The organism is Mycobacterium europaeum (assembly GCF_034555895.2).
GTDB lineage: Bacteria > Actinomycetota > Actinomycetes > Mycobacteriales > Mycobacteriaceae > Mycobacterium > Mycobacterium europaeum.
The window spans coordinates 3,229,349-3,247,899 of sequence record NZ_CP157315.1; the positions used below are offsets into that span (position 1 = coordinate 3,229,349).

General features: G+C 69.0%; 19 protein-coding genes. 7 read left to right on the plus strand and 12 right to left on the minus strand.

Annotation, left to right across the window (positions count from 1 at the left end):
* Positions 1-64: 64 nt before the first annotated feature.
* Positions 65-802, minus strand: a complete 738-nt coding sequence (locus U8D42_RS14595; protein WP_085241114.1) for an acyltransferase — start codon at positions 800-802, stop codon at positions 65-67.
* 147 nt (positions 803-949) lie between these two features.
* Between U8D42_RS14595 and U8D42_RS14600 the strand changes: the two genes are divergently transcribed.
* Positions 950-2,278 (plus strand): PQQ-binding-like beta-propeller repeat protein, encoded by a 1,329-nt coding sequence (locus U8D42_RS14600; RefSeq protein WP_431523874.1) that lies wholly within the window; start codon positions 950-952, stop codon positions 2,276-2,278.
* 18 nt (positions 2,279-2,296) lie between these two features.
* Complete coding sequence (locus U8D42_RS14605) at positions 2,297-2,686, plus strand: DUF6264 family protein (protein WP_322859890.1); 390 nt, start codon at positions 2,297-2,299, stop codon at positions 2,684-2,686.
* A 52-nt stretch (positions 2,687-2,738) separates the two neighbouring features.
* Here the strand turns inward: U8D42_RS14605 and U8D42_RS14610 are convergent, their stop codons facing one another.
* From U8D42_RS14610 to ctaD, 8 genes are all read right to left on the minus strand, one after another.
* Entirely contained in the window at positions 2,739-3,422 is a 684-nt protein-coding gene (locus U8D42_RS14610) for an esterase (protein WP_085241120.1), read from the minus strand.
* Positions 3,423-3,493: 71 nt separating this feature from the next.
* A complete protein-coding gene (locus tag U8D42_RS14615) occupies positions 3,494-4,807 on the minus strand; it encodes a THUMP-like domain-containing protein (protein WP_348636975.1) in 1,314 nt (437 codons plus the stop codon).
* On the minus strand, positions 4,693-5,697 hold the full coding sequence (locus U8D42_RS14620) for a class I SAM-dependent methyltransferase (RefSeq protein ID WP_322859889.1): 1,005 nt from the start codon (positions 5,695-5,697) through the stop codon (positions 4,693-4,695). Before U8D42_RS14620 ends, U8D42_RS14615 begins: the two co-directional genes overlap by 115 nt.
* A 10-nt stretch (positions 5,698-5,707) precedes the next feature.
* A complete protein-coding gene (locus U8D42_RS14625; RefSeq protein ID WP_322859888.1) occupies positions 5,708-6,472 on the minus strand; it encodes an enoyl-CoA hydratase in 765 nt (254 codons plus the stop codon).
* The gene (locus U8D42_RS14630) at positions 6,469-7,290 is read right to left on the minus strand and encodes an NUDIX domain-containing protein (RefSeq protein ID WP_085241126.1); all 822 of its coding nucleotides are present in this window, start codon (positions 7,288-7,290) and stop codon (positions 6,469-6,471) included. Before U8D42_RS14630 ends, U8D42_RS14625 begins: the two co-directional genes overlap by 4 nt.
* Positions 7,287-8,129: an ABC transporter ATP-binding protein gene (locus tag U8D42_RS14635; protein WP_322859887.1), complete on the minus strand. Its 843-nt coding sequence runs from the start codon at positions 8,127-8,129 to the stop codon at positions 7,287-7,289. The genes U8D42_RS14630 and U8D42_RS14635 overlap by 4 nt, the downstream gene beginning before the upstream one ends.
* A gap of 26 nt (positions 8,130-8,155) precedes the next feature.
* Positions 8,156-9,391, minus strand: coding sequence for a phosphoserine phosphatase SerB (gene serB / locus U8D42_RS14640; protein ID WP_322859886.1), 1,236 nt, complete (start codon positions 9,389-9,391; stop codon positions 8,156-8,158).
* 24 nt (positions 9,392-9,415) lie between these two features.
* A complete protein-coding gene (gene ctaD / locus U8D42_RS14645) occupies positions 9,416-11,161 on the minus strand; it encodes an aa3-type cytochrome oxidase subunit I (protein ID WP_085241198.1) in 1,746 nt (581 codons plus the stop codon).
* 176 nt (positions 11,162-11,337) lie between these two features.
* Here ctaD and U8D42_RS14650 point away from each other — a divergent pair, with 176 nt between their 5' ends.
* Positions 11,338-12,441 carry an iron-siderophore ABC transporter substrate-binding protein gene (locus U8D42_RS14650; RefSeq protein ID WP_322859885.1) on the plus strand — a complete coding sequence of 368 codons (1,104 nt, stop codon included), beginning with the start codon at positions 11,338-11,340 and terminating at the stop codon, positions 12,439-12,441.
* A gap of 117 nt (positions 12,442-12,558) precedes the next feature.
* Positions 12,559-13,599 carry an NAD(P)-dependent alcohol dehydrogenase gene (locus U8D42_RS14655; protein WP_322859884.1) on the plus strand — a complete coding sequence of 347 codons (1,041 nt, stop codon included), beginning with the start codon at positions 12,559-12,561 and terminating at the stop codon, positions 13,597-13,599.
* Here the strand turns inward: U8D42_RS14655 and U8D42_RS14660 are convergent.
* Entirely contained in the window at positions 13,594-13,977 is a 384-nt protein-coding gene (locus tag U8D42_RS14660) for a DUF3349 domain-containing protein (protein WP_431523875.1), read from the minus strand. The two genes, U8D42_RS14655 and U8D42_RS14660, sit on opposite strands and share 6 nt — an antisense overlap.
* 183 nt (positions 13,978-14,160) lie before the next feature.
* On the opposite strand from U8D42_RS14660, the gene U8D42_RS14665 reads away from it, so the two are divergent.
* The gene (locus U8D42_RS14665; protein ID WP_322859882.1) at positions 14,161-14,730 is read left to right on the plus strand and encodes a restriction endonuclease; all 570 of its coding nucleotides are present in this window, start codon (positions 14,161-14,163) and stop codon (positions 14,728-14,730) included.
* Between the two features lie 70 nt (positions 14,731-14,800).
* Here U8D42_RS14665 and nrdF read toward each other — a convergent pair whose 3' ends face one another.
* Complete coding sequence (gene nrdF, locus U8D42_RS14670) at positions 14,801-15,775, minus strand: class 1b ribonucleoside-diphosphate reductase subunit beta (RefSeq protein ID WP_322859881.1); 975 nt, start codon at positions 15,773-15,775, stop codon at positions 14,801-14,803.
* 195 nt (positions 15,776-15,970) lie between these two features.
* On the opposite strand from nrdF, the gene U8D42_RS14675 reads away from it, so the two are divergent.
* Both U8D42_RS14675 and U8D42_RS14680 read left to right on the plus strand, forming a co-directional pair.
* A complete protein-coding gene (locus tag U8D42_RS14675) occupies positions 15,971-16,417 on the plus strand; it encodes an SRPBCC family protein (protein WP_322859880.1) in 447 nt (148 codons plus the stop codon).
* Positions 16,401-16,964 carry a TetR/AcrR family transcriptional regulator gene (locus tag U8D42_RS14680; protein WP_322859879.1) on the plus strand — a complete coding sequence of 188 codons (564 nt, stop codon included), beginning with the start codon at positions 16,401-16,403 and terminating at the stop codon, positions 16,962-16,964. The genes U8D42_RS14675 and U8D42_RS14680 overlap by 17 nt, the downstream gene beginning before the upstream one ends.
* On the opposite strand, the gene U8D42_RS14685 is transcribed toward U8D42_RS14680, so the two are convergent.
* Positions 16,932-18,434 (minus strand): flavin-containing monooxygenase, encoded by a 1,503-nt coding sequence (locus U8D42_RS14685; protein ID WP_322860168.1) that lies wholly within the window; start codon positions 18,432-18,434, stop codon positions 16,932-16,934. The genes U8D42_RS14680 and U8D42_RS14685 overlap by 33 nt on opposite strands.
* Positions 18,435-18,551: the final 117 nt, after the last annotated feature.

An 18,551-nucleotide genomic window follows, 5' to 3' on the forward strand; every position in this document is an offset into this window, starting at 1 on the left:
GCCATCTGGCTAGCGGTGATCGCGAGCGCGGCGAAGCCGGGCGCTGCGGGTCACCGCCATCTGGCTAGCGGGCGGCCTTCTTGCGTTCGATGTCGGCCAGCGCGGCGGCCAGTTCCGCCCGCTGGGCGGCCGTACTCTCCCAGGCGAGCTGGCGGTTCTTGACCACCTTGGCCGGCGCCCCGACCGCGATCGAGTAGTCCGGGATCACACCGCGGACCACCGCGTGCGACCCCAGCACGCAGCCGCGGCCGACGGCCGTGCCGCGCAGCACCGTCACCTTCACCCCGACCCACGTGTCGGGGCCGATCCGCACGGGCGACTTGACGATGCCCTGGTCCTTGATGGGCATGTTGATGTTGTCCATGCGGTGGTCGAAGTCGCAGACGTAGCACCAGTCGGCCATCAGGACCGAATCGCCCAGCTCGATGTCGAGGTAGGCGTTGATGACGTTGTCGCGGCCCAGCACCACCTTGTCGCCGAACCGCAGCGAGCCTTCGTGCGCACGGATGGTGTTCTTGTCACCGATGTGCACCCACCGGCCGATCTCGAGCTGCGCCAGTTCGGGCGTCGCGTGGATCTCCACGTCCTTGCCCAGGAACACCATGCCCCGGGTGATGATGTGCGGATTGGCGAGCTTGAACTTCAGCAGCCGCCAGTAGCGGACCAGGTACCAGGGCGTGTAGGCCCGGTTGCGCAGCACCCATTTCAGCGAGGCCAGCGTGAGGAACTTGGCCTGCCGTGGGTCCCGCAGGTTCGATCCACGCCAGCGGCGATGGACCGGGGCACCCCACATGCTCGTCATGGCCGGACAGCCTAGCTCGCCGACGCCCCGCGCCCGGCGGGCGGGCTGAGAAGCGCGGGCAATCCCCCGGCGCCGAGTCGCGACGGGTTACCCTCACCTGTACTCACTCGCCGCTCGTGCCGAACGCCGTGGAAGAAGGATCTGGGAATCGAGGTGCTTGACCGACATCTCCCGCGCGGGCTTCGGCGGTGGTCATCCGCGTTGCTGGCGGCCGGAATCGCGGTTGGACTCGGCGGCTGCGCCAACACCGACTCGTGGGTGGAGGCCTCCCCCTCGGCCGGCTGGCCCGCGCAATACGGCGACGCCGCCAACAGCGGCTACACCGCCACCACCGGGGCTTCCAAGCTGTCGTTGCGGTGGACGCGCTCGGTCAAAGGGAGCCTGGCCGCCGGTCCGGCGCTGAGTGCGCGCGGTTACCTGGCCCTCAACGCGCAGACCCCGGCCGGATGTTCGCTGATGGAATGGGAGAACGACGACAACGGCCGGCAGCGCTGGTGTGTGCGGCTGGTCCAGGGCGGCGGCTTCGCGGGCCCCTTGTTCGACGGGTTCGACAACCTATACGTCGGCCAGCCCGGCGCGTTCCTGTCCTTCCCGGTGACGCAGTGGACGCGGTGGCGGCAGCCGGTCATCGGAATGCCCGCCACCCCAAGGTTTCTCGGGAACGGGCAGCTGCTTGTGGTGACCCATCTGGGCCAGGTGCTGGTCTTCGAGGCCCACCGCGGCGCGGTGGTCGGCAGCCCGATGGACCTGGTGGACGGCGTCGACCCCACCGATGCCACGCGCGGGCTGGGCGATTGCGCGGCGGCGCGGCAGGGCTGCCCGGTGGCCGCCGCACCCGCTTTCTCGGCGGCCAGCCAGATGGCGGTGCTGGGCGTCTGGCAGCCGGACGCGCCGGCGGCGGGGCTGGTCGGCCTGAAGTACCACCCCGGGCAGACACCGCTGCTGTCCCGGGAGTGGACCAGCGACGCCGTCGGCGCCGGTGTCATCGCCAGCCCGGTGCTGTCCTCCGACGGGTCGACCGTCTACGTCAACGGCCGCGACGACCGACTGTGGGCATTGCATGCCGCCGACGGCAAAGTGAAGTGGTCGGCGCCGCTGGGGTTCCTGGCCCAGACGCCGCCCGCGGTCACGCCGGATGGCCTCGTCGTGTCGGGCGGCGGTCCCGACACCCGGTTGGTCGCCTTCAAGGACGCGGGCGATCACGCCGATCAGGCGTGGCGCCGTGACGATGTCGTCCCGCTGTCGTCGTCGAGCCTGGCCGGCGCGGGCGTCGGCTACACGGCCATCAACGGCCCGGCGGCAAACGGCGCTCCCGGCATGTCGCTGCTGGTCTTCGATCCGAGCACCGGCCACACGCTGGGCAGCTACCCGCTTCCGGCGGCCACCGGCTATCCGCTGGGGGTGTCGGTGGGCGCCGATCGCCGGGTGGTGGCCGCGACGAGCGACGGCCAGGTGTACGGTTTCGCACCGGCATGACCGGGCCATACTGACCCCATGGCCACCGATGACAACGAGACGCATTCCGCGGTCGCCGCATACTCCGAGAAAAACGAGCGCAACCTGGCGGTGGACCGCGCCGCGACCGTGGTGCTGCTCGCCGTCCAGGCGTTCCTGGTCGCGGCCACAATCGGCCTGCTGAGCCTGTTCGTCATGGGCACCGACCCGTGCGGCTACCGAAAGTGCGGCGACCCGGCATGGATCGATCGCGCCATGTTCCTGGGCCTCGGCGGCGGCGGCATCGTCTTCGTCACCGCCCTGATCCTCGCCGTCCGCCGCCTCTCCCGGCGCCGGACCGCCTTCTTCGTTCCGCTCCTCGGATGCGTCGCCCAGGTGGCGCTGGCGACCGGTGCGGCGGCGATGGAGACGCTGGCCGGTCCCGTCTAGACCGTCGATGGCGACCCGCTTCGCCCGGCTACGCCGCGCTTGCGATCGCCACTCAGACGGCCAGCGGCGGGATCGCGTTGCGCGGGACATCCGCCTGCACCGGCCCGGCGAACGCCGGCAAGATCTCACCGGGCGCGAAGTAGAAGATCAGCTGGTCGTCGGTGATCGCGAAGTTCTGGTAGTGCGTCGGGTCGTGCCCGGTCGAGGGCAGAATGGCCGCGCCCAGTGGGGTTTGGCGGGCCAGGTCGCGCTGCACGATCGGGAAAATGCTGTCCAGCGGCGCGGTGCCCGGCGCGAAAAGGTTGTCGAATGTGATGGGCTGCTTCGTCCCGAGGTTGTAGTTGAATGCCTTGTACCAGATCGACGGGTGCGCTCCCCCGAGATCCTGAAAGAACTTGAGCACCACGCTGCGGGTGTTGTGCGGCGGCTGACCGGAGGCGTGCTGCTCGGTCGTGGCCTCCAATTGGTAGGGCTGGTCGCGCGGCCCCGAACTCTGGGCGACGTTGACGAAGCCGTCCCGGTTCTGCGCGATGTAGTCGGTCAGCGCCTGCTCGTCGGGGTAGTCGGCGGGAAACACCAGGTTCAGCGTGTAGGTGGGGCCGGTGGCGCGGATGCGGCACATCTGGCCGCCCTCGAGGGTGCCGCCCAGGTCGGCGCACGACGGTGGTGCGGCGGCCGCCGGCCAACCCCACAGGGCCGCCGATGCGAGCACCACGGCCGCGATCAGATAACGCATTCTTCGATTGTCCTTGCAGGAATTAGGCGGGGCTGGCGCCTGAAATAGCGATCGCACCAGCCTACCGGGCGCTATCGCGACGCCCGGCAAACGAATGCCGTTGCCCCTCCGGCGGCCCGCGACCCGAGGCGGGTGATGACCACCGACAGGGGCCGGCCGCCGCGCAGCCGCATCCGGCGCCGCAGCGCGTCGGGGTCCACCCGCACCCCGCGGACCAGGATCTCCAGCGCCCCGCAATCGAGCGTCGACAACGCCCGACGCAGCCGTCGCTCATCGAACGCCAACTGCTCGAGCACCTCGAAGCCCCGGACCGCCGGCGGCAGCTCATCCCCCGACAGGTAGGCGATGTCTCGGTCGAGTTGCCACAGCCCGTGCCGCGCGCCGTAATGGCGCACCAGACCGGCCCGGACCACGGCGCCGTCGGGGTCGACGATCCACCGCCCGGCCGGGCGCACCGGGCAGTCGTCCGGGTCGCTGTCGGTGATCTGCTCGCCGCGATCGAGGACGCTGGCGCGCCGGCGGATGCCGGGCTGCGTCAGCCTGGCCGGCCACAGGCACGCTTCGCGCACCGACCCGCGATACGAGGTCACCTCGATCTCGCCGGCGAAGCCAAGCCTCCTCAACTCGTCGAAATCTATTCCGGGAGAACACTTCACGACGAGGTCTCGATCTCGGTAGGTATCGATCAGGGCGGCCAGGCCGGGCCGGTAGTCCTCGATGCGGAAGCGACGGCGCCCGTCGAGGCGTCGCGCCGGGTCCACCAGGACCGCGGCGTTGCGGGTCACCGGCGCCAGCGCATCCGCGCGGCACAGCACGGCGGCCTCCCCCAGGTTGTGCCGCGCCATGGCCAGCCGCACCGCGTCGAGGTCACTGCCGACCGCGCGGACGCCCGCACCGCGCAGCGCGGCCAGCTCGGTGCCGATCGAACAGGTGGCGTCGTGCACGACGGCCCCCGCCTCGGCCAGCCGCTTGGCCCGGTGCACGGCCACCGGGGCCGCGGTGGCCTGCTGCAGCGCCTCGTCGGTGAACAGCCAGTTCGACACCGGCACGGGGCCGCCCAGCCCACACAGTTTCTCGGCGGCGCGCCGGCGCAGCAGCGTCGTCTCCACCAACAGCGGCGCCCGGTCGCCGAACCGGGCGCGCGCCGCGGCGATGTCGGCGACCCGGCTGGCGCCGGTCAGCTCGAGCTCGGCGACCGCGGCCAGCGCCGCGGCGCCCGATTCCGATCGCAGATAACGGACGTCCTCGACACCGAACGTGAGGCCGTCAGTCAGGAGGGTTTGACCCCGGTGATCATCACGTTGTAGAACCAGCCCTTCGGCGCGACGTGACGCATGACGTTGGCGTCCAGCCAGCTCAGCGTCTTCCAGCTGTTGAACGCGAATTTGGCCCAGCCCCAACCCAAGCGGCCGGGTGGCACGGCGCATTCGAGGGTGCGCAGCGGCCAGCCCAGCATCGCGGCGGTGAATTCCACGGTGGCCGTTTGCACATCGGTGGCGCCGGCGTTGCCGGCCAACCGCTCCAGGTCGCCCGGGGTGAAGGTGTGCAGGTCGACGACGGCCTCCAGCGCCGCGGCGCGGGAGGATTCGTCGAGCTCGGCCTGCGGCCGCCGCCAGCCCTGCAGCCCGGGCAACTTGGTGACGTTGGTCGCCAGCCGCCAGGTCAAGGTGGACAACGTGCGGGCGTAGGTGTCGCCGACGGTGGTGGGCTCACCGGCGAACACGAAGCGGCCGCCCGGCCGCAACACCCGGACGACCTCCCGCAGCGCCAGCTCGACGTCGGGGATGTGGTGGAGCACGGCGTGCCCGACCACCAGGTCGAAGGTGTTGTCCTCGTAGGGGATTCCCTCGGCGTCAGCGACCCGGCCGTCGATGTCCAGCCCCAGCGACTGCCCGTTGCGGGTGGCGACCTTGACCATCCCGGGCGACAGGTCGGTGACCGAGCCGCGCCGGGCCACCCCGGACTGGATCAGGTTGAGCAAGAAAAACCCTGTGCCGCAGCCCAATTCGAGGGCCCGATCGTAGGGAAGCTCGCGCTGGACCTCGTCGGGCACGATGGCGTCGAAGCAGTCCCGGGCGTAGTCCACGCAGCGCTGGTCGTAGGAGATCGACCACTTCTCGTCGTAGGACTCGGCTTCCCAGTCGTGGTAGAGGACCTGGGCCAGCTTGCTGTCATGGCGAGCGGCCTCCACCTGCTCGGCTGTGGCATGGGGCGTCGGAGCCGCGTCAGCGGCGACATCCTTCCCGGGAACGGCATCGGTCGAACTCGTCGTCATGCAGGGCAGCCTAACGGGCGCCGGATCCGGAGTCCTCCTCGCCGCTGTGACCAGCGGCGAACACGTCGATGTAGCGGCGCCGCTCGGCGGCGGCCCGCTCGGCCGGGCCCAGCTCGAACACGTCGTTGATGCCGGCCTTGGCGGCGGCCAGCGCGTGCCGCGGGCCGTCGAGGAAGCGCCGCGCCCACCCCGCGGCGGCGTCGTACACGTCGTCGGGGGCCACCATCTCGTCGATCAGGCCCAGCGTCAGGGCCTCCTCGGCGTCGAAGAACCGGCCGCTGAACACCAGCTCCTTGGCCCTGCTCGCCCCGGCCGCGCGGGTCAGGCGGGCCATGCCGTCGCCGCCGGGGATCAGGCCGGCCAGGACCTCGGTCGCGCCGAACTTCACGTTGTCACCGCTGACGCGCCAATCGGCGGCCAGTGCCAGCGTGAGCCCGGCGCCCAGCGCGTATCCGGTGATCGCGGCCACCGTCGGCTTGGGGATGCCCGCCACGGCGTCGATGGCCTGTTGCCGCGCCCGGGCCGCCGTCTCGGCCTCCGGCGCGGTCAGCGTCCGCAGCTCGGGCATGTCGTCGCCGGCCGAGAAGATCTCGTGGCCACCGAACAGGATGACCACGGCCACGTCGTCGCGCTCGCCGAGTTCGGCGGCCGCGGCCACGATCTCCCGGTAGACCTGGCGGGTCATCGCGTTGGTCGGCGGCCGCGACAGCAGCAGCATGGCCAGTCCGGCGTCCCGCGAGCCGTCGCTGACCACCGTGCTGACGAACTCGCTCAATGCCGCCATCCCATCCCGCCGGCCTCGCGTGCCCGGTGGTAGCGGTCGGAGTCGAAGAACTCGAAGACCCAGTTGTCGCCCTGGATCTCCAGGTGCGGCTGCACGGTGACGATCTGCCGCTCGACGGCCAGCACGTCCGCGACGGTCCGCCCGGCCAGCGAATCCAGCTGGGTCCACGTCGGCGGCAACAGGAAGCAACGTCCGGTGGAGAAGTCCTCGATGGCGGCCTGCGGCGTCGTCCAGCCGGCGCGGTCCGATTCGGTGTTCTCGCCGTCGGCCCGCTGCCCCTGCGGCAGGGCTCCGACAAAGAAGTAGGTGTCGTAGCGGCGGGTGCGCTCGGCTTCCGGCGTGACCCAGTTGGCCCACGGCCGCAGCAGGTCGGAGCGCAGCTCCAGGTTCTCGCGGCGCAGAAAGTCCGCGAACGACAGCGTGCCGTCGGCGAGCGCGCGGCGCGCGTCGGCGTACACCGTGGCGTCCCCGACGATGCCCTCCGGATCGCCGGCCGGCCCCGCGAACAGCACCCCCGATTCCTCGAACGTCTCCCGGGCCGCGGCGCACACCAGCGCCTCGGCCAGGTCGGGTTCGATGCCGAACCGCTGCGCCCACCACTGCGGTGGCGGGCCGGCCCACGCGATGTCGGCGTTGCGGTCGCGGTCGTCCACGCCGCCGCCGGGAAACACCATGGTTCCCGCGGCGAACTCCATCTTGGCGTGCCGGCGCATCAGGAAGACGGCGATGCCGCCCGGGTCGTCGCGGACCAGCATCACGGTCGCCGCCGGGCGCGGGACCAGCGGGGGCGGTTCGGGGGTGGACGTCATAGTTGCCTCCGGTGGGCTGCGCGGGTGCGGACGCGGCGGGCGAAATACCGCCCGTCGACGACGTCGAGGGCGATCGCCTGGCCGAACGCGGTGGACAGGTTCTCGGCGGTCAGCACGTCGGTCAGCAATCCCGCGGCCACCACCTTCCCTTCCGACAGCAGCATGCAGTGGCTGAAGCCCGGCGGGATCTCCTCGACGTGGTGGGTGACCAGCACCAGCGCGGGGGCGTCCGGGTCGGCGGCCAGGTCGGCCAGGCGCGCCACCAGCTCCTCCCGGCCGCCCAGGTCGAGGCCCGCGGCGGGTTCGTCGAGCAGCAGCAGCTCCGGATCGGTCATCAGGGCGCGGGCGATCAGCACCCGCTTGCGCTCGCCTTCCGACAACGTTCCGTAGCTACGATCGGCGAGGTGCTCGGCGCCGAGGCTCTCCAGCATGTCGATGGCGCGGCGGTAGTCGACGTCCTCGTAGCGCTCCCGCCAACGGCCCAGCACCGCGTAGCCGGCCGAGACGACCAGGTCGCGCACCACCTCGTCGGTGGGCACGCGCTGCGCCAGGGCCGACGAGCTCAACCCGATCCGGGACCGCAAATCCGAGACGTCGACCCGGCCCAGCCGCTCGCCGAGCACGAACGCCACGCCCGACGAGGGGTGCTCGGCCGCCGCGGCGATCCGCAGCAGCGACGTCTTGCCGGCACCGTTCGGGCCGACGATGACCCAGCGCTCGTCGAGTTCGACCTGCCAGTCCACCGGCCCGACGAGGACGCGTCCATCCCGCAGCAGTGAGACGTCGCGGAAGTCGATCAGCAGATCGGGGTCGGCTGCCTCCGTACCGATTTCGGGCACCCGACCATCGTGCCGTACCGCGACCGCTAAGCGTCGGGCGGGATCTCCACCCGGCGCACCTCGCCGTCCACCGCGTCGGCGGCCTCGATCTCGCCGCGCGTCACGCCCAGCAGAAACAGCACCGTGTCCAGGTACGGGTGGCTCAGCGAGGCGTCGGCCACCTCCCGCAACGCCGGCTTGGCGTTGAACGCCACCCCGAGCCCGGCCGCGGCCAGCATGTCGATGTCGTTGGCCCCGTCACCCACGGCGACGGTCTGGGCCATCGGCACCCCGGCCCGCTCGGCGAAGTCCCGCAGCGCCGTGGCCTTGCCGGCGCGGTCGACGATCGGGCCGAGGACCCGCCCGGTGAGTTTGCCGTCGACGATCTCCAGGTCGTTGGCGGCGACGTAGTCCAGCATCAGCTCCTCGGCCAACGGCTCGATGATGCCGCGGAAGCCGCCGGAAACCACTCCGCAGTGAAAACCCAAGCGCCGCAACGTCCGCAGCGTGGTCCGCGCCCCGGGCATGAGCTCGAGCTGGGCAGCGACCTCGTCGATCACGGTGGCGGGCAGACCCTCCAGGGTGGCCACCCGTTGTTCGAGCGACTGCGCGAAATCCAGCTCGCCCCGCATGGCGGCCTCGGTGATGGCGGCGACCTGGCCCTCGGCACCCGCGCGGGCGGCCAGCATCTCGATGACCTCGCCCTGCACCAGCGTCGAGTCCACGTCGAACACGATCAGCCGCTTGGCCCGCCGCTCCAGGGTGTAGTCCTCGACCGCCACGTCGACGCGCTCGTCGGCGGCCACCTGGTTCAGGGCGGTCCGCAGCGCGCCGTCCGAACCCGGCGGCACCGAGACCCGCAGCTCCAGGCCGGTCACCGGGTAGTCGGAGACACCGCGGATGAGGTCGATGTTGACGCCCAGGCCGGCCGCCGCCCGGGCCACCGCACCGAACGCGCCCGCGGTGATGGGCCGGCCCAGCACGAAGATGGTGTGGGTGGACGGATCCCGAATGATCGGCACGTCGTCGCTGCGCTCGATCGTGACGTCCAGGCCGACCCGGCGGATGGCCGATTCGACGTCACGACGCAACTCGGTTCCGTCGGCGACGTCCGCCGGGCAGCACACCAGCACGCCGAGGGTCAGACGGTGCCGAATCACCACCTGTTCGACGTTGAGCAGCTCGACGCCGTGCCGGGAGAGCGCCTCGAAAAGGGCCGACGTGACGCCCGGTTGGTCCACTCCGGTGACGGTGACCAGCACCGACACCTTCGGTGTGCTCACTCGCGATAGCCGCCGCTCAGGCCATCAGCTGCGAACCTGGACGTCGTCCAGCCTGGTGACGTCCTTGTCCGTCGGCCCGTGGGCCCGGCCTACGTGCGCCTCGGCGCGCAGCCGCTCCACCATGTGCGGGTAGTGCAGCTCGAAAGCCGGACGCTCTGAACGGATCCGGGGCAGCTCGGTGAAGTTGTGCCGCGGCGGCGGGCAGCTGGTCGCCCACTCCAGGGAGTTGCCGTAGCCCCACGGATCGTCGACGGTCACGACTTCGCCGTAGCGCCAGCTCTTGAAGACGTTCCAGACGAACGGGAACACCGACACGCCCAGGATGAAGGCGCCGATCGTGGACACGATGTTCAGCCCCTGGAATCCGTCGCTGGCCAGGTAGTCGGCGTAGCGGCGCGGCATACCCATGTCGCCCAGCCAGTGCTGCACCAGGAACGTGGTGTGGAAGCCGATGAAGGTCAGCCAGAAGTGCAGCTTACCCAGCCGCTCGTCGAGTAGCCGGCCGGTCATCTTCGGGAACCAGAAGTAGACGCCCGCATAGGTGGCGAACACGATCGTTCCGAAGAGCACGTAGTGGAAGTGCGCCACCACGAAGTAGGAGTCGGTGACGTGGAAGTCCAGCGGCGGGCTGGCCAGTATGACGCCGGTCAGGCCACCCAGCAGGAAGGTCACCAGGAAGCCCACCGAGAACAGCATCGGGGTCTCGAAGGTGATCTGCCCCTTCCACATCGTGCCGATCCAGTTGAAGAACTTGATCCCCGTGGGCACCGCGATCAAATACGTCATGAACGAGAAGAACGGCAGCAGAACGGCTCCGGTGGCGAACATGTGGTGCGCCCACACGGCGACCGACAAGGCGGCGATCGACAGCGTCGCGTACACCAGCGTGGTGTAACCGAAGACCGGTTTGCGCGAGAACACCGGGATGATCTCGGTGACGACGCCGAAGAACGGTAGGGCGACGATGTACACCTCGGGGTGGCCGAAGAACCAGAACAGGTGCTGCCACAACAGAACCCCGCCGTTGGCCGCGTCGTAGACGTGCGCCCCCAGATGCCGGTCGGCGGCCAGCCCGAACAGCGCGGCGGTCAGGATCGGGAACGCGATCAGGATCAGGATCGACGTCACCAGGATGTTCCAGGTGAAGATCGGCATCCGGAACATGGTCATGCCGGGCGCGCGCATGCACACCACGGTGGTGATCATGTTGACCGCACCCAGGATTGTGCCCAGACCCGCGACGATCAGGCCGGTGATCCACAGGTCTCCCCCGGCTCCGGGCGAGTGCACGGCGTCGGAAAGCGGCGTGTAGGCCGTCCAGCCGAAGTCGGCCGCGCCACCCGGGACGATGAAGCCACCCATCGCGACCAGTCCGCCGAAGAGGAAGAGCCAGAACGAGAAGGCGTTCAGCCGCGGGAACGCCACGTCGGGCGCGCCGATCTGCAGCGGCAGCACCAGGTTGGCCAATCCGAACACGACGGGCGTCGCATACAGCAGCAGCATGATCGTGCCGTGCATGGTGAACAGCTGGTTGTACTGCTCATTCGACAGGAATTGCAGCCCCGGCGCCGCGAGCTCGGTGCGCATCAACAAGGCCATCAGTCCGCCGATGAAGAAGAAGACGAAGCAGGTGACCGTGTACATGATGCCGATCAGCTTGTGATCGGTGGTGGTGATCAGTTTGTAGACGAGGTTCCCTTTGGGGCCGGTCCGGTCCGGGTACGGACGAACGGCCTCGAGTTGTCCCAACGGGGGCGCTTCGGCTGTCAACAGCTTCTCCAAACATCCGGATAGAACGAGGGCCCAAAACGGAGCTGACACGAATACTAACCGTCGATCCTGTCGACGTCAGGGTTGGTCCTACAAACTGTCGTAATTGGCTCGGCGCTGCGGCGTGTCGTTTCAGCGTGCCGGGCGCGGGGCCGGCAGGTGTTAGCGTTCGACCCGTGCTTTTCGGCGTGACCCGACCCGCGTTCCGCGCGGCCGCCGCGCTGGCGGCGGCGGTCGCCGTCGCGTGCAGCGGCTGCGGATCCGGCAAGCCGGGCGGCAACGCGGCGGGCCCCTCCCTGGTGACCCCCACCACCCAGATCGCGGGCGCCGGTGTGCTCGGGAACGACCGCCGCCCGGACGAGTCGTGCGCGCGGGACGCCGCGGCGGCCGATCCGGGGCCGAAGACGCGGGAGGCGCACAACGCGGCCGGCGTCACCCCGGACGTGGTGCCGGTGCCCGCGGAGCCGCAGCGGATCGTGGTGCTGTCCGGCGATCAGCTCGACGCCCTGTGCGCGCTCGGCCTGCAGTCGCGGGTGGTCGGGGCGGCCCTGCCGGACGGATCGTCAGGCCAGCCCGCCTACCTGGGCAGCGCGGTGCACGACGTGCCCGGCGTCGGGAGCCGCAGCGACCCGGACCTGGCTCGGATCGCGGCGACCCACCCGGACCTCATCCTGGGATCGCAGGGCTTGACGCCGAAGTTGTATCCGCAGCTGGCCGCGATCGCCCCGACGGTGTTCACCGCGGCGCCCGGCGCGGCCTGGGAGGACAACCTGCGGGGAGTGGGCGGCGCGACGGCGCGCGGTGGCGCGGTGGACGCGCTGCTCAGCGGCTTTTCCCGGCGGGCCGCCGACGTCGGCGCCCGGCATGACGCATCTCACTTCCAGGCGTCCATCGTGCAGTTCACCACCGACACGATCCGGGTGTACGGCACCAACAACTTCCCGGCCAGCGTGCTGGGCGCCGTCGGCGTGGACCGGCCGGCGTCACAGCGGTTCACCGACAAGCCGTACCTCGAGATCGGGGCCACCGACGACGACCTGGCCAAGAACCCCGACCTCTCCGCCGCCGACGCCGACGTCGTCTACGTGTCGTGTGCGTCACCGGCGGCCGCCCAGCGCGCCGCCGCGCTGCTCGACAGCAACCCGTGGCGCAAGCTGTCCGCGAACCGCGACAACCGCGTCTACATCGTCAACGATGAGATCTGGCAGACCGGCGAGGGCCTGATCGCGGCCCGCGGCATCGTCGACGACCTGCGCCTGCTGAACGCCCCGATCAACTAGCGACGCGGCGGGCGGGTACCCGTCGCCTTAAGGTGATGACGTGCGGCCACCGGTTGGCCCGGGAACATTACCTTAGCTAAACTTTTGACGACGCGACCACATCGAAGAGGGATATTCATGAGCACTGTTTCGGCCTACGCCGCCACGTCGGCGACCGAACCGTTGACCAAGACCACCATCGAGCGGCGTGACCCCGGTCCGCACGACGTGGCGATCGACATCAAGTTCGCCGGGATCTGCCACTCCGACATCCACACCGTCAAGGCCGAGTGGGGCACGCCGAACTACCCGGTGGTGCCCGGCCATGAGATCGCCGGCGTGGTGAGCCAGGTCGGTTCCGCGGTCACCAAGTACAAGGTCGGCGACCACGTCGGCGTGGGCTGCATGGTGAACTCCTGCGGTCAGTGCAGCAGCTGCAAGGCCGGGCTCGAGCAGTACTGCAAGCCGGGGGCGACCTTCACCTACAACTCCATCGACAAAGACGGCACCTCCACGCAGGGCGGCTACAGCCAGGCGGTCGTCGTCGACGAGAACTTCGTCGTGCGCATCCCCGACTCGCTGCCGCTGGACAAGGCGGCGCCGCTGCTGTGCGCGGGCATCACGCTGTTCTCGCCGCTGCGGCACTGGAAGGCCGGCGAGGGCACCCGGCTGGCGATCATCGGCCTGGGCGGGCTGGGACACATGGGCGTCAAGCTGGGCGCGGCGATGGGCGCCGAGGTGACGGTGCTGTCGCAGTCGCTGAAGAAGATGGAGGACGGGCTGCGCCTGGGCGCGAGCCACTACTACGCCACCTCCGACCCCGACACCTTCAAGAAGTTGCGTGGCAGCTTCGACCTGATCCTGAACACCGTCTCGGCGAACCTGAAACTGAACGACTACCTCAACCTGCTCGACGTCGACGGCACCCTGGTGGAATTGGGCATTCCGGAGCACCCCATGGAGGTGGGGGCGTTCCCGCTGGCGCTGGCGCGGCGCAGCCTCTCCGGGTCGAACATCGGCGGGATCGCCGAAACCCAGGAGATGCTGGACTTCTGCGCCGAACACGATGTGACACCCGAAATCGAGCTGATCGACCCGGATTACATCAACGAGGCCTACGAGCGGGTCCTGGCGAGCGACGTCCGCTACCGGTTCGTCATCGACATCTCGAAGCTATGAGGCGACGCCCGACGGTTCTTCGGGCGCGCGGTGACGGGCAACCAGTTCGGCCGCCTCGGCGTGCTCGTCGTCGGGAACAACCTCGCTGACGTCGATGCCGGCCAACGGCCATCCGGCCGCCGCCAGCGTGGCGGCGACCCGGATGACGTTTTCCTTGCCGGCGTCGAACTGCGTCATGTCGGAGATGAATTCGGCGATCTCGTCACGATCGATGGGGTGCCCGATCGTCTCCGGCGACCCTTCTTTGGCAGTGATGTGGCGCACCACCTCGCGGATCTGGTCTTCGGTCAGCGGTGTGCTGCGCAGTAAGGCCATCAACGGCACGCGGTCCGGGCCGGGAACGCCGTTCGGGTAGCCGACCTGCAGCCACTGAATCACTGAGCGGCAGAAATGGCGGCGGTGATCCTGCTCTGAAGAGGGGGGTTTCGTCACCAGAACAGTGTCGGGCAGCGCCATCGGCCGCGCTAGCGAGGCATCGTTCCGTCCCCACAATTCACATGTCGTTCACTGCCCGAACATGTCGGAGGCTGGTTTGTCGCCGCCCATCCCTACCATCGAGGCGTGCTCAAGGCGCTCGTCGTCATCCCGCTGGCGTGCGGGCTGTTGGTCGGCGTCGTCGAGCACAACCCAGGGGCGGCATTCGTGGCGTTCTACCTGACGGTGCTGCTCGAGGTGCTCGTGGCCTGGTCGACCAATCGTCGGTGGCCGCGCGCGGGCCGCGCCGTGTTGGCCGCCGTTGACGCCATGGACGGGCTCGAATTCGAGCGCTATGTCGCCGCGCGGCTGCGCCGGGCCGGCTGGCGGGTCACGCTCACCCCGCCGGTCGGCGACTACGGCGTGGACCTGATCGCCGAGAAGGACGGCCACTCCGTGGCGGTCCAGTGCAAGCGCTACGGCCAATCGGTGGGCGTCGCGGCCGTCCAGCAGGTGGTGTCCGGCGCCCGCCACCACGGGTGCACCCGGAGTATCGTGGTGAGCAATCGTGAATTCACCAGGGCCGCAAAGCAATTGGCGCACACCCACGGCTGTCAGTTGATCGGCCGCAAGGTCCTGCTGGGGTGGGTGCCGCCGCCCCCGGGCAGCGCCAAAGATCCCGCGGGAAGAAAATCGGCGCAGCCGGTGTATGAATAAGGGATCGGGCCGGCCCCAGTCCCTCCCCCCCGACAGTGCGGCCGGCCCGATTCTCAATCCATGTGCGGCTTTAGAAGTCCCAGTCCTCGTCCTCGGTGACGACGGCCTTGCCGATCACGTAGCTCGAGCCCGAACCCGAGAAGAAGTCGTGGTTCTCGTCGGCGTTGGGTGACAGCGCCGACAGGATCGCCGGATTGACGTCGGTCTCGTCGCGCGGGAACAGCGCCTCGTAGCCGAGGTTCATCAGCGCCTTGTTGGCGTTGTAGCGCAGGAACTTCTTGACGTCCTCGGTCAGCCCGACCTGGTCGTAGAGGTCCTGGGTGTACTCCACCTCGTTGTCGTAGAGCTCGAAGAGCAGCTCATAGGTGTAGTCCTTGAGCTCGGCGCGCTTGGCCGCGTCGACCAGCGCCAGCCCGCGCTGGTACTTGTAGCCGATGTAGTAACCGTGCACGGCCTCGTCGCGAATGATCAGCCGGATCATGTCGGCGGTGTTGGTCAGCTTGGCCCGGCTCGACCAGTACATGGGCAGGTAGAAGCCGGAGTAGAACAGGAAGCTTTCCAGCAGCGTCGAGGCCACCTTGCGCTTGAGCGGCTCGTCGCCCTTGTAGTACTGCATGACGATCTCGGCCTTGCGCTGCAGGTTGGGATTTTCCTCCGACCAGCGGAAGGCGTCGTCGATCTCGGCGGTCGAGCACAGCGTGGAGAAGATGTTGCTGTAGCTGCGCGCGTGCACCGACTCCATGAAGGCGATGTTGGTCATGACCGCTTCCTCGTGCGGGGTCAGCGCGTCGGGAATCAGGCTGACCGCGCCGACGGTGCCCTGGATGGTGTCCAGCAGCGTCAATCCGGTGAACACCCGCATGGTCAGCTGCTTCTCACCGGCCGTCAGCGTGGCCCACGACGGGAGGTCGTTGGACACCGGCACCTTCTCGGGCAGCCAGAAGTTTCCGGTCAGCCGGTCCCAGACCTCGGCGTCCTTCTCGTCCTGCAGCCGGTTCCAGTTGATCGCCGAAACGCGGTCAATCAGCTTCATGTTCTCGGTCACCAGAACCCCACTTCACACGCCGTTTTGCCTGCGGTTGACTAGAGCTCAAACACTACCCCTGGGGTACGACAAGCCGCGGCAACACAACAAGTTGTGTTTTCCGTGTCGTAACCCGTTCCTTGGCCCAGTTTCGCCTCTCACCAGGTGCGCGCGAGCCCTGGTCAACGCGATGCAGCCCGATGTACCATTTGGTACATGTTTACCGAAGACAGCATCGAGATCGACGCCCCGCCGCAGCTGGTGTGGGATGTCTTCAGCGACGTGCAGCGCTGGCCCGAGTGGACCGCCTCGGTGAGGTCGCTGGTCGGACGGGACGGGCCCGCACTCGAGGTGGGCAGACGGTTCGCGATCAAGCAGCCCGGCATGGCGACGCTGGTGTGGCAGGTCACCGAGCTCGATCCGGGCACGTCGTGGACCTGGGTGCAGCGCTCCCCCGGTGCGCGGGTGAGCGCCCGGCACGACGTGATCGCCCAGCCCGGCGGCCGCACGGTGGTGCGTCAGCAACTGGATCAGCGCGGTGTGCTCGGCGCGCTGGTCGGCCGGCTGATGGCCGGCAAGACGAAACGATTCCTCAAGCTCGAGGCCCAAGGACTCAAGGCCCGGTCTGAGCAGCTCAGGCGCGCCGATGGCCCGCACTCCTGACTCACAGCGGCGTCGCGAACTACTGCATGCGCTATTCGATGAGTTCGCCACAAACGGCATCGGCAACCGTTCGCTCCGCGATGTCGCAGTCGCTGTCGGCACCAGCCACCGGATGTTGTTGCACCACTTCGGTTCCCGCGACGATTTGCTGATTGCGGTCGTCGAGGAGGCCGAGCGCCGCCAGATGGCTCTCGTTCCCGGCTTGCCGGAGGATCCGGCCGAGGGCTTCGCCGCGATGTGGGCCGACCTTCGTCGCCCGGAACTGCGCCAGTTAGAACGGCTCTTCTTCGAGTGCTACGCGCGCGCGGCCCAAGGCGAGAAGCCTTTCACACGAATGGTTCCCGGGGCGGTCGACGGCTGGCTGCGTGAGGTCGACACCGCCGCCGCCGGCGTCCCCTACGACGGCGCGATGGCAAGGCTCGGGCTGGCCGTCACCCGAGGCCTGCTGCTGGATCTCGTGGCCACCAACGACGACGCCGGCGTCGACGCGGCCGCGAGTGCCTTCGTCAGGTTGCTAAGCGGTGGCGGCCCGGCGGCCGCCCTCTGAGCCCGCGCCGAAGAACTGATACTCCTCGGGCTTGATCGAGCGGGTGTCGCGCCAGTACTCCCAGGTGTAGCCGCCCCACAGCACCGTGTTCTTGCCGTGCTCGTCGAGGTACCAGCTGCTGCATCCGCCGCTGTTCCACACCGAATGCCCCAGCCTGCGCTGCAACTCGTCGTTGAACGCGTCCTGGGCGGCGCGCGTCGGCGCGAGCGCCTGGGCGCCGCGCTTGTCGCAGGCCCTGATCGCGCTGGCGACGTAGCGGATCTGGGACTCGATCATGAAGACCACCGAGTTGTGGCCCAGGCCGGTGTTCGGGCCCAGCAGGAAGAACAGGTTGGGCATGTCGGCGACGGTGATGCCGCGGTGCGCGGCGATGCCCTCCCGGTTCCAGCGATCGACCAGGTCCTCGCCGTTGTGCCCCTTGATCTGGACGTAGGTGTAGGAGTCGGTGACGTGGAAGCCGGTGCCGTAGACGATCACGTCGACTTCGCGTTCCTTGCCGTCGGCGGTGACGATGCCGGTGGGCGTGATCCGGGCGATGTGGTCGGTGATCAGTTCGGTCTTCGGGTCGGCGACCGCGCGATAGTAGGTCGAGGAGTTCAGGATTCGCTTGCACCCGATCCGGTAGTGCGGGGTGAGCTTGCGACGCAGCTCGCGATCCTTGACCGATCGGCGGATGTTGTATTTGACGTAGGCCTCGATGAACTTCAAGGCGTCGGGGCGCTTGGTCATTCCAACGGCCAGGGCCTCTTGGCCCCAGTAGATCACCGCACGCACCAGCGCCCGCAGGCCGGGCACGTTGGCCATGGCGCGCCGCAGCGCCACCGGGATCTCGGGGTTGGAGCGCGGCACCACCCAGGGCGGAGTGCGTTGGTAGAGCTGCAGTTCGGCGACCTGCCCGACGATCTCCGGCACGATCTGGATGGCGCTGGCGCCGGTCCCGATCATCGCCACCCGCTTTCCGGTCAGGTCGACGGTGTGGTCCCACTCCGCGGAATGGAAAGCGGGGCCACGGAATTCGTCACGGCCCTCGATGTCGGGCATGGCCGGGATGTGCAGCGCACCCGCGCCCGAGATCAGGAACTGCCCGACGAACTCGCGGCCGTCTTCGGTGAAGACGTGCCAGCGCTGCTCGTCGTCGTCCCAGTGGGCACGATCCACGTGCGAATCGAACTCGATGTAGCGGCGCAGCCCGTATTTCTCGGTGACTCCCTTGAGGTAGTCCCAGATCTCGGGCTGATAGGAGAACGGGTTGCGCCAGTCGGGCTTGGGCTCGAAGGAGAACGAGTACAGGTGCGACGGGATGTCGCAGGCGCAACCGGGATAGCTGTTGTCGCGCCACGTGCCGCCGACGTCGCCGAACTTCTCCAGGATGACGAAGTCCACGCCCAGCTGCTGCAGCTTGATCGCCATCCCCAGGCCGGAGAACCCGGTCCCGATGATGATGGCGCGCGCGTGGACGGGTTGGTGCATGTTGGTCGGCTCGGCTTGTGTCACGACGTCGGTCACGGTGGATCGGTCTTCCTGTCAGATTGCGCAAAATACCCAGTACCCAGGGTATCGAATGGCACGAGTGTCGACGATCGCCGC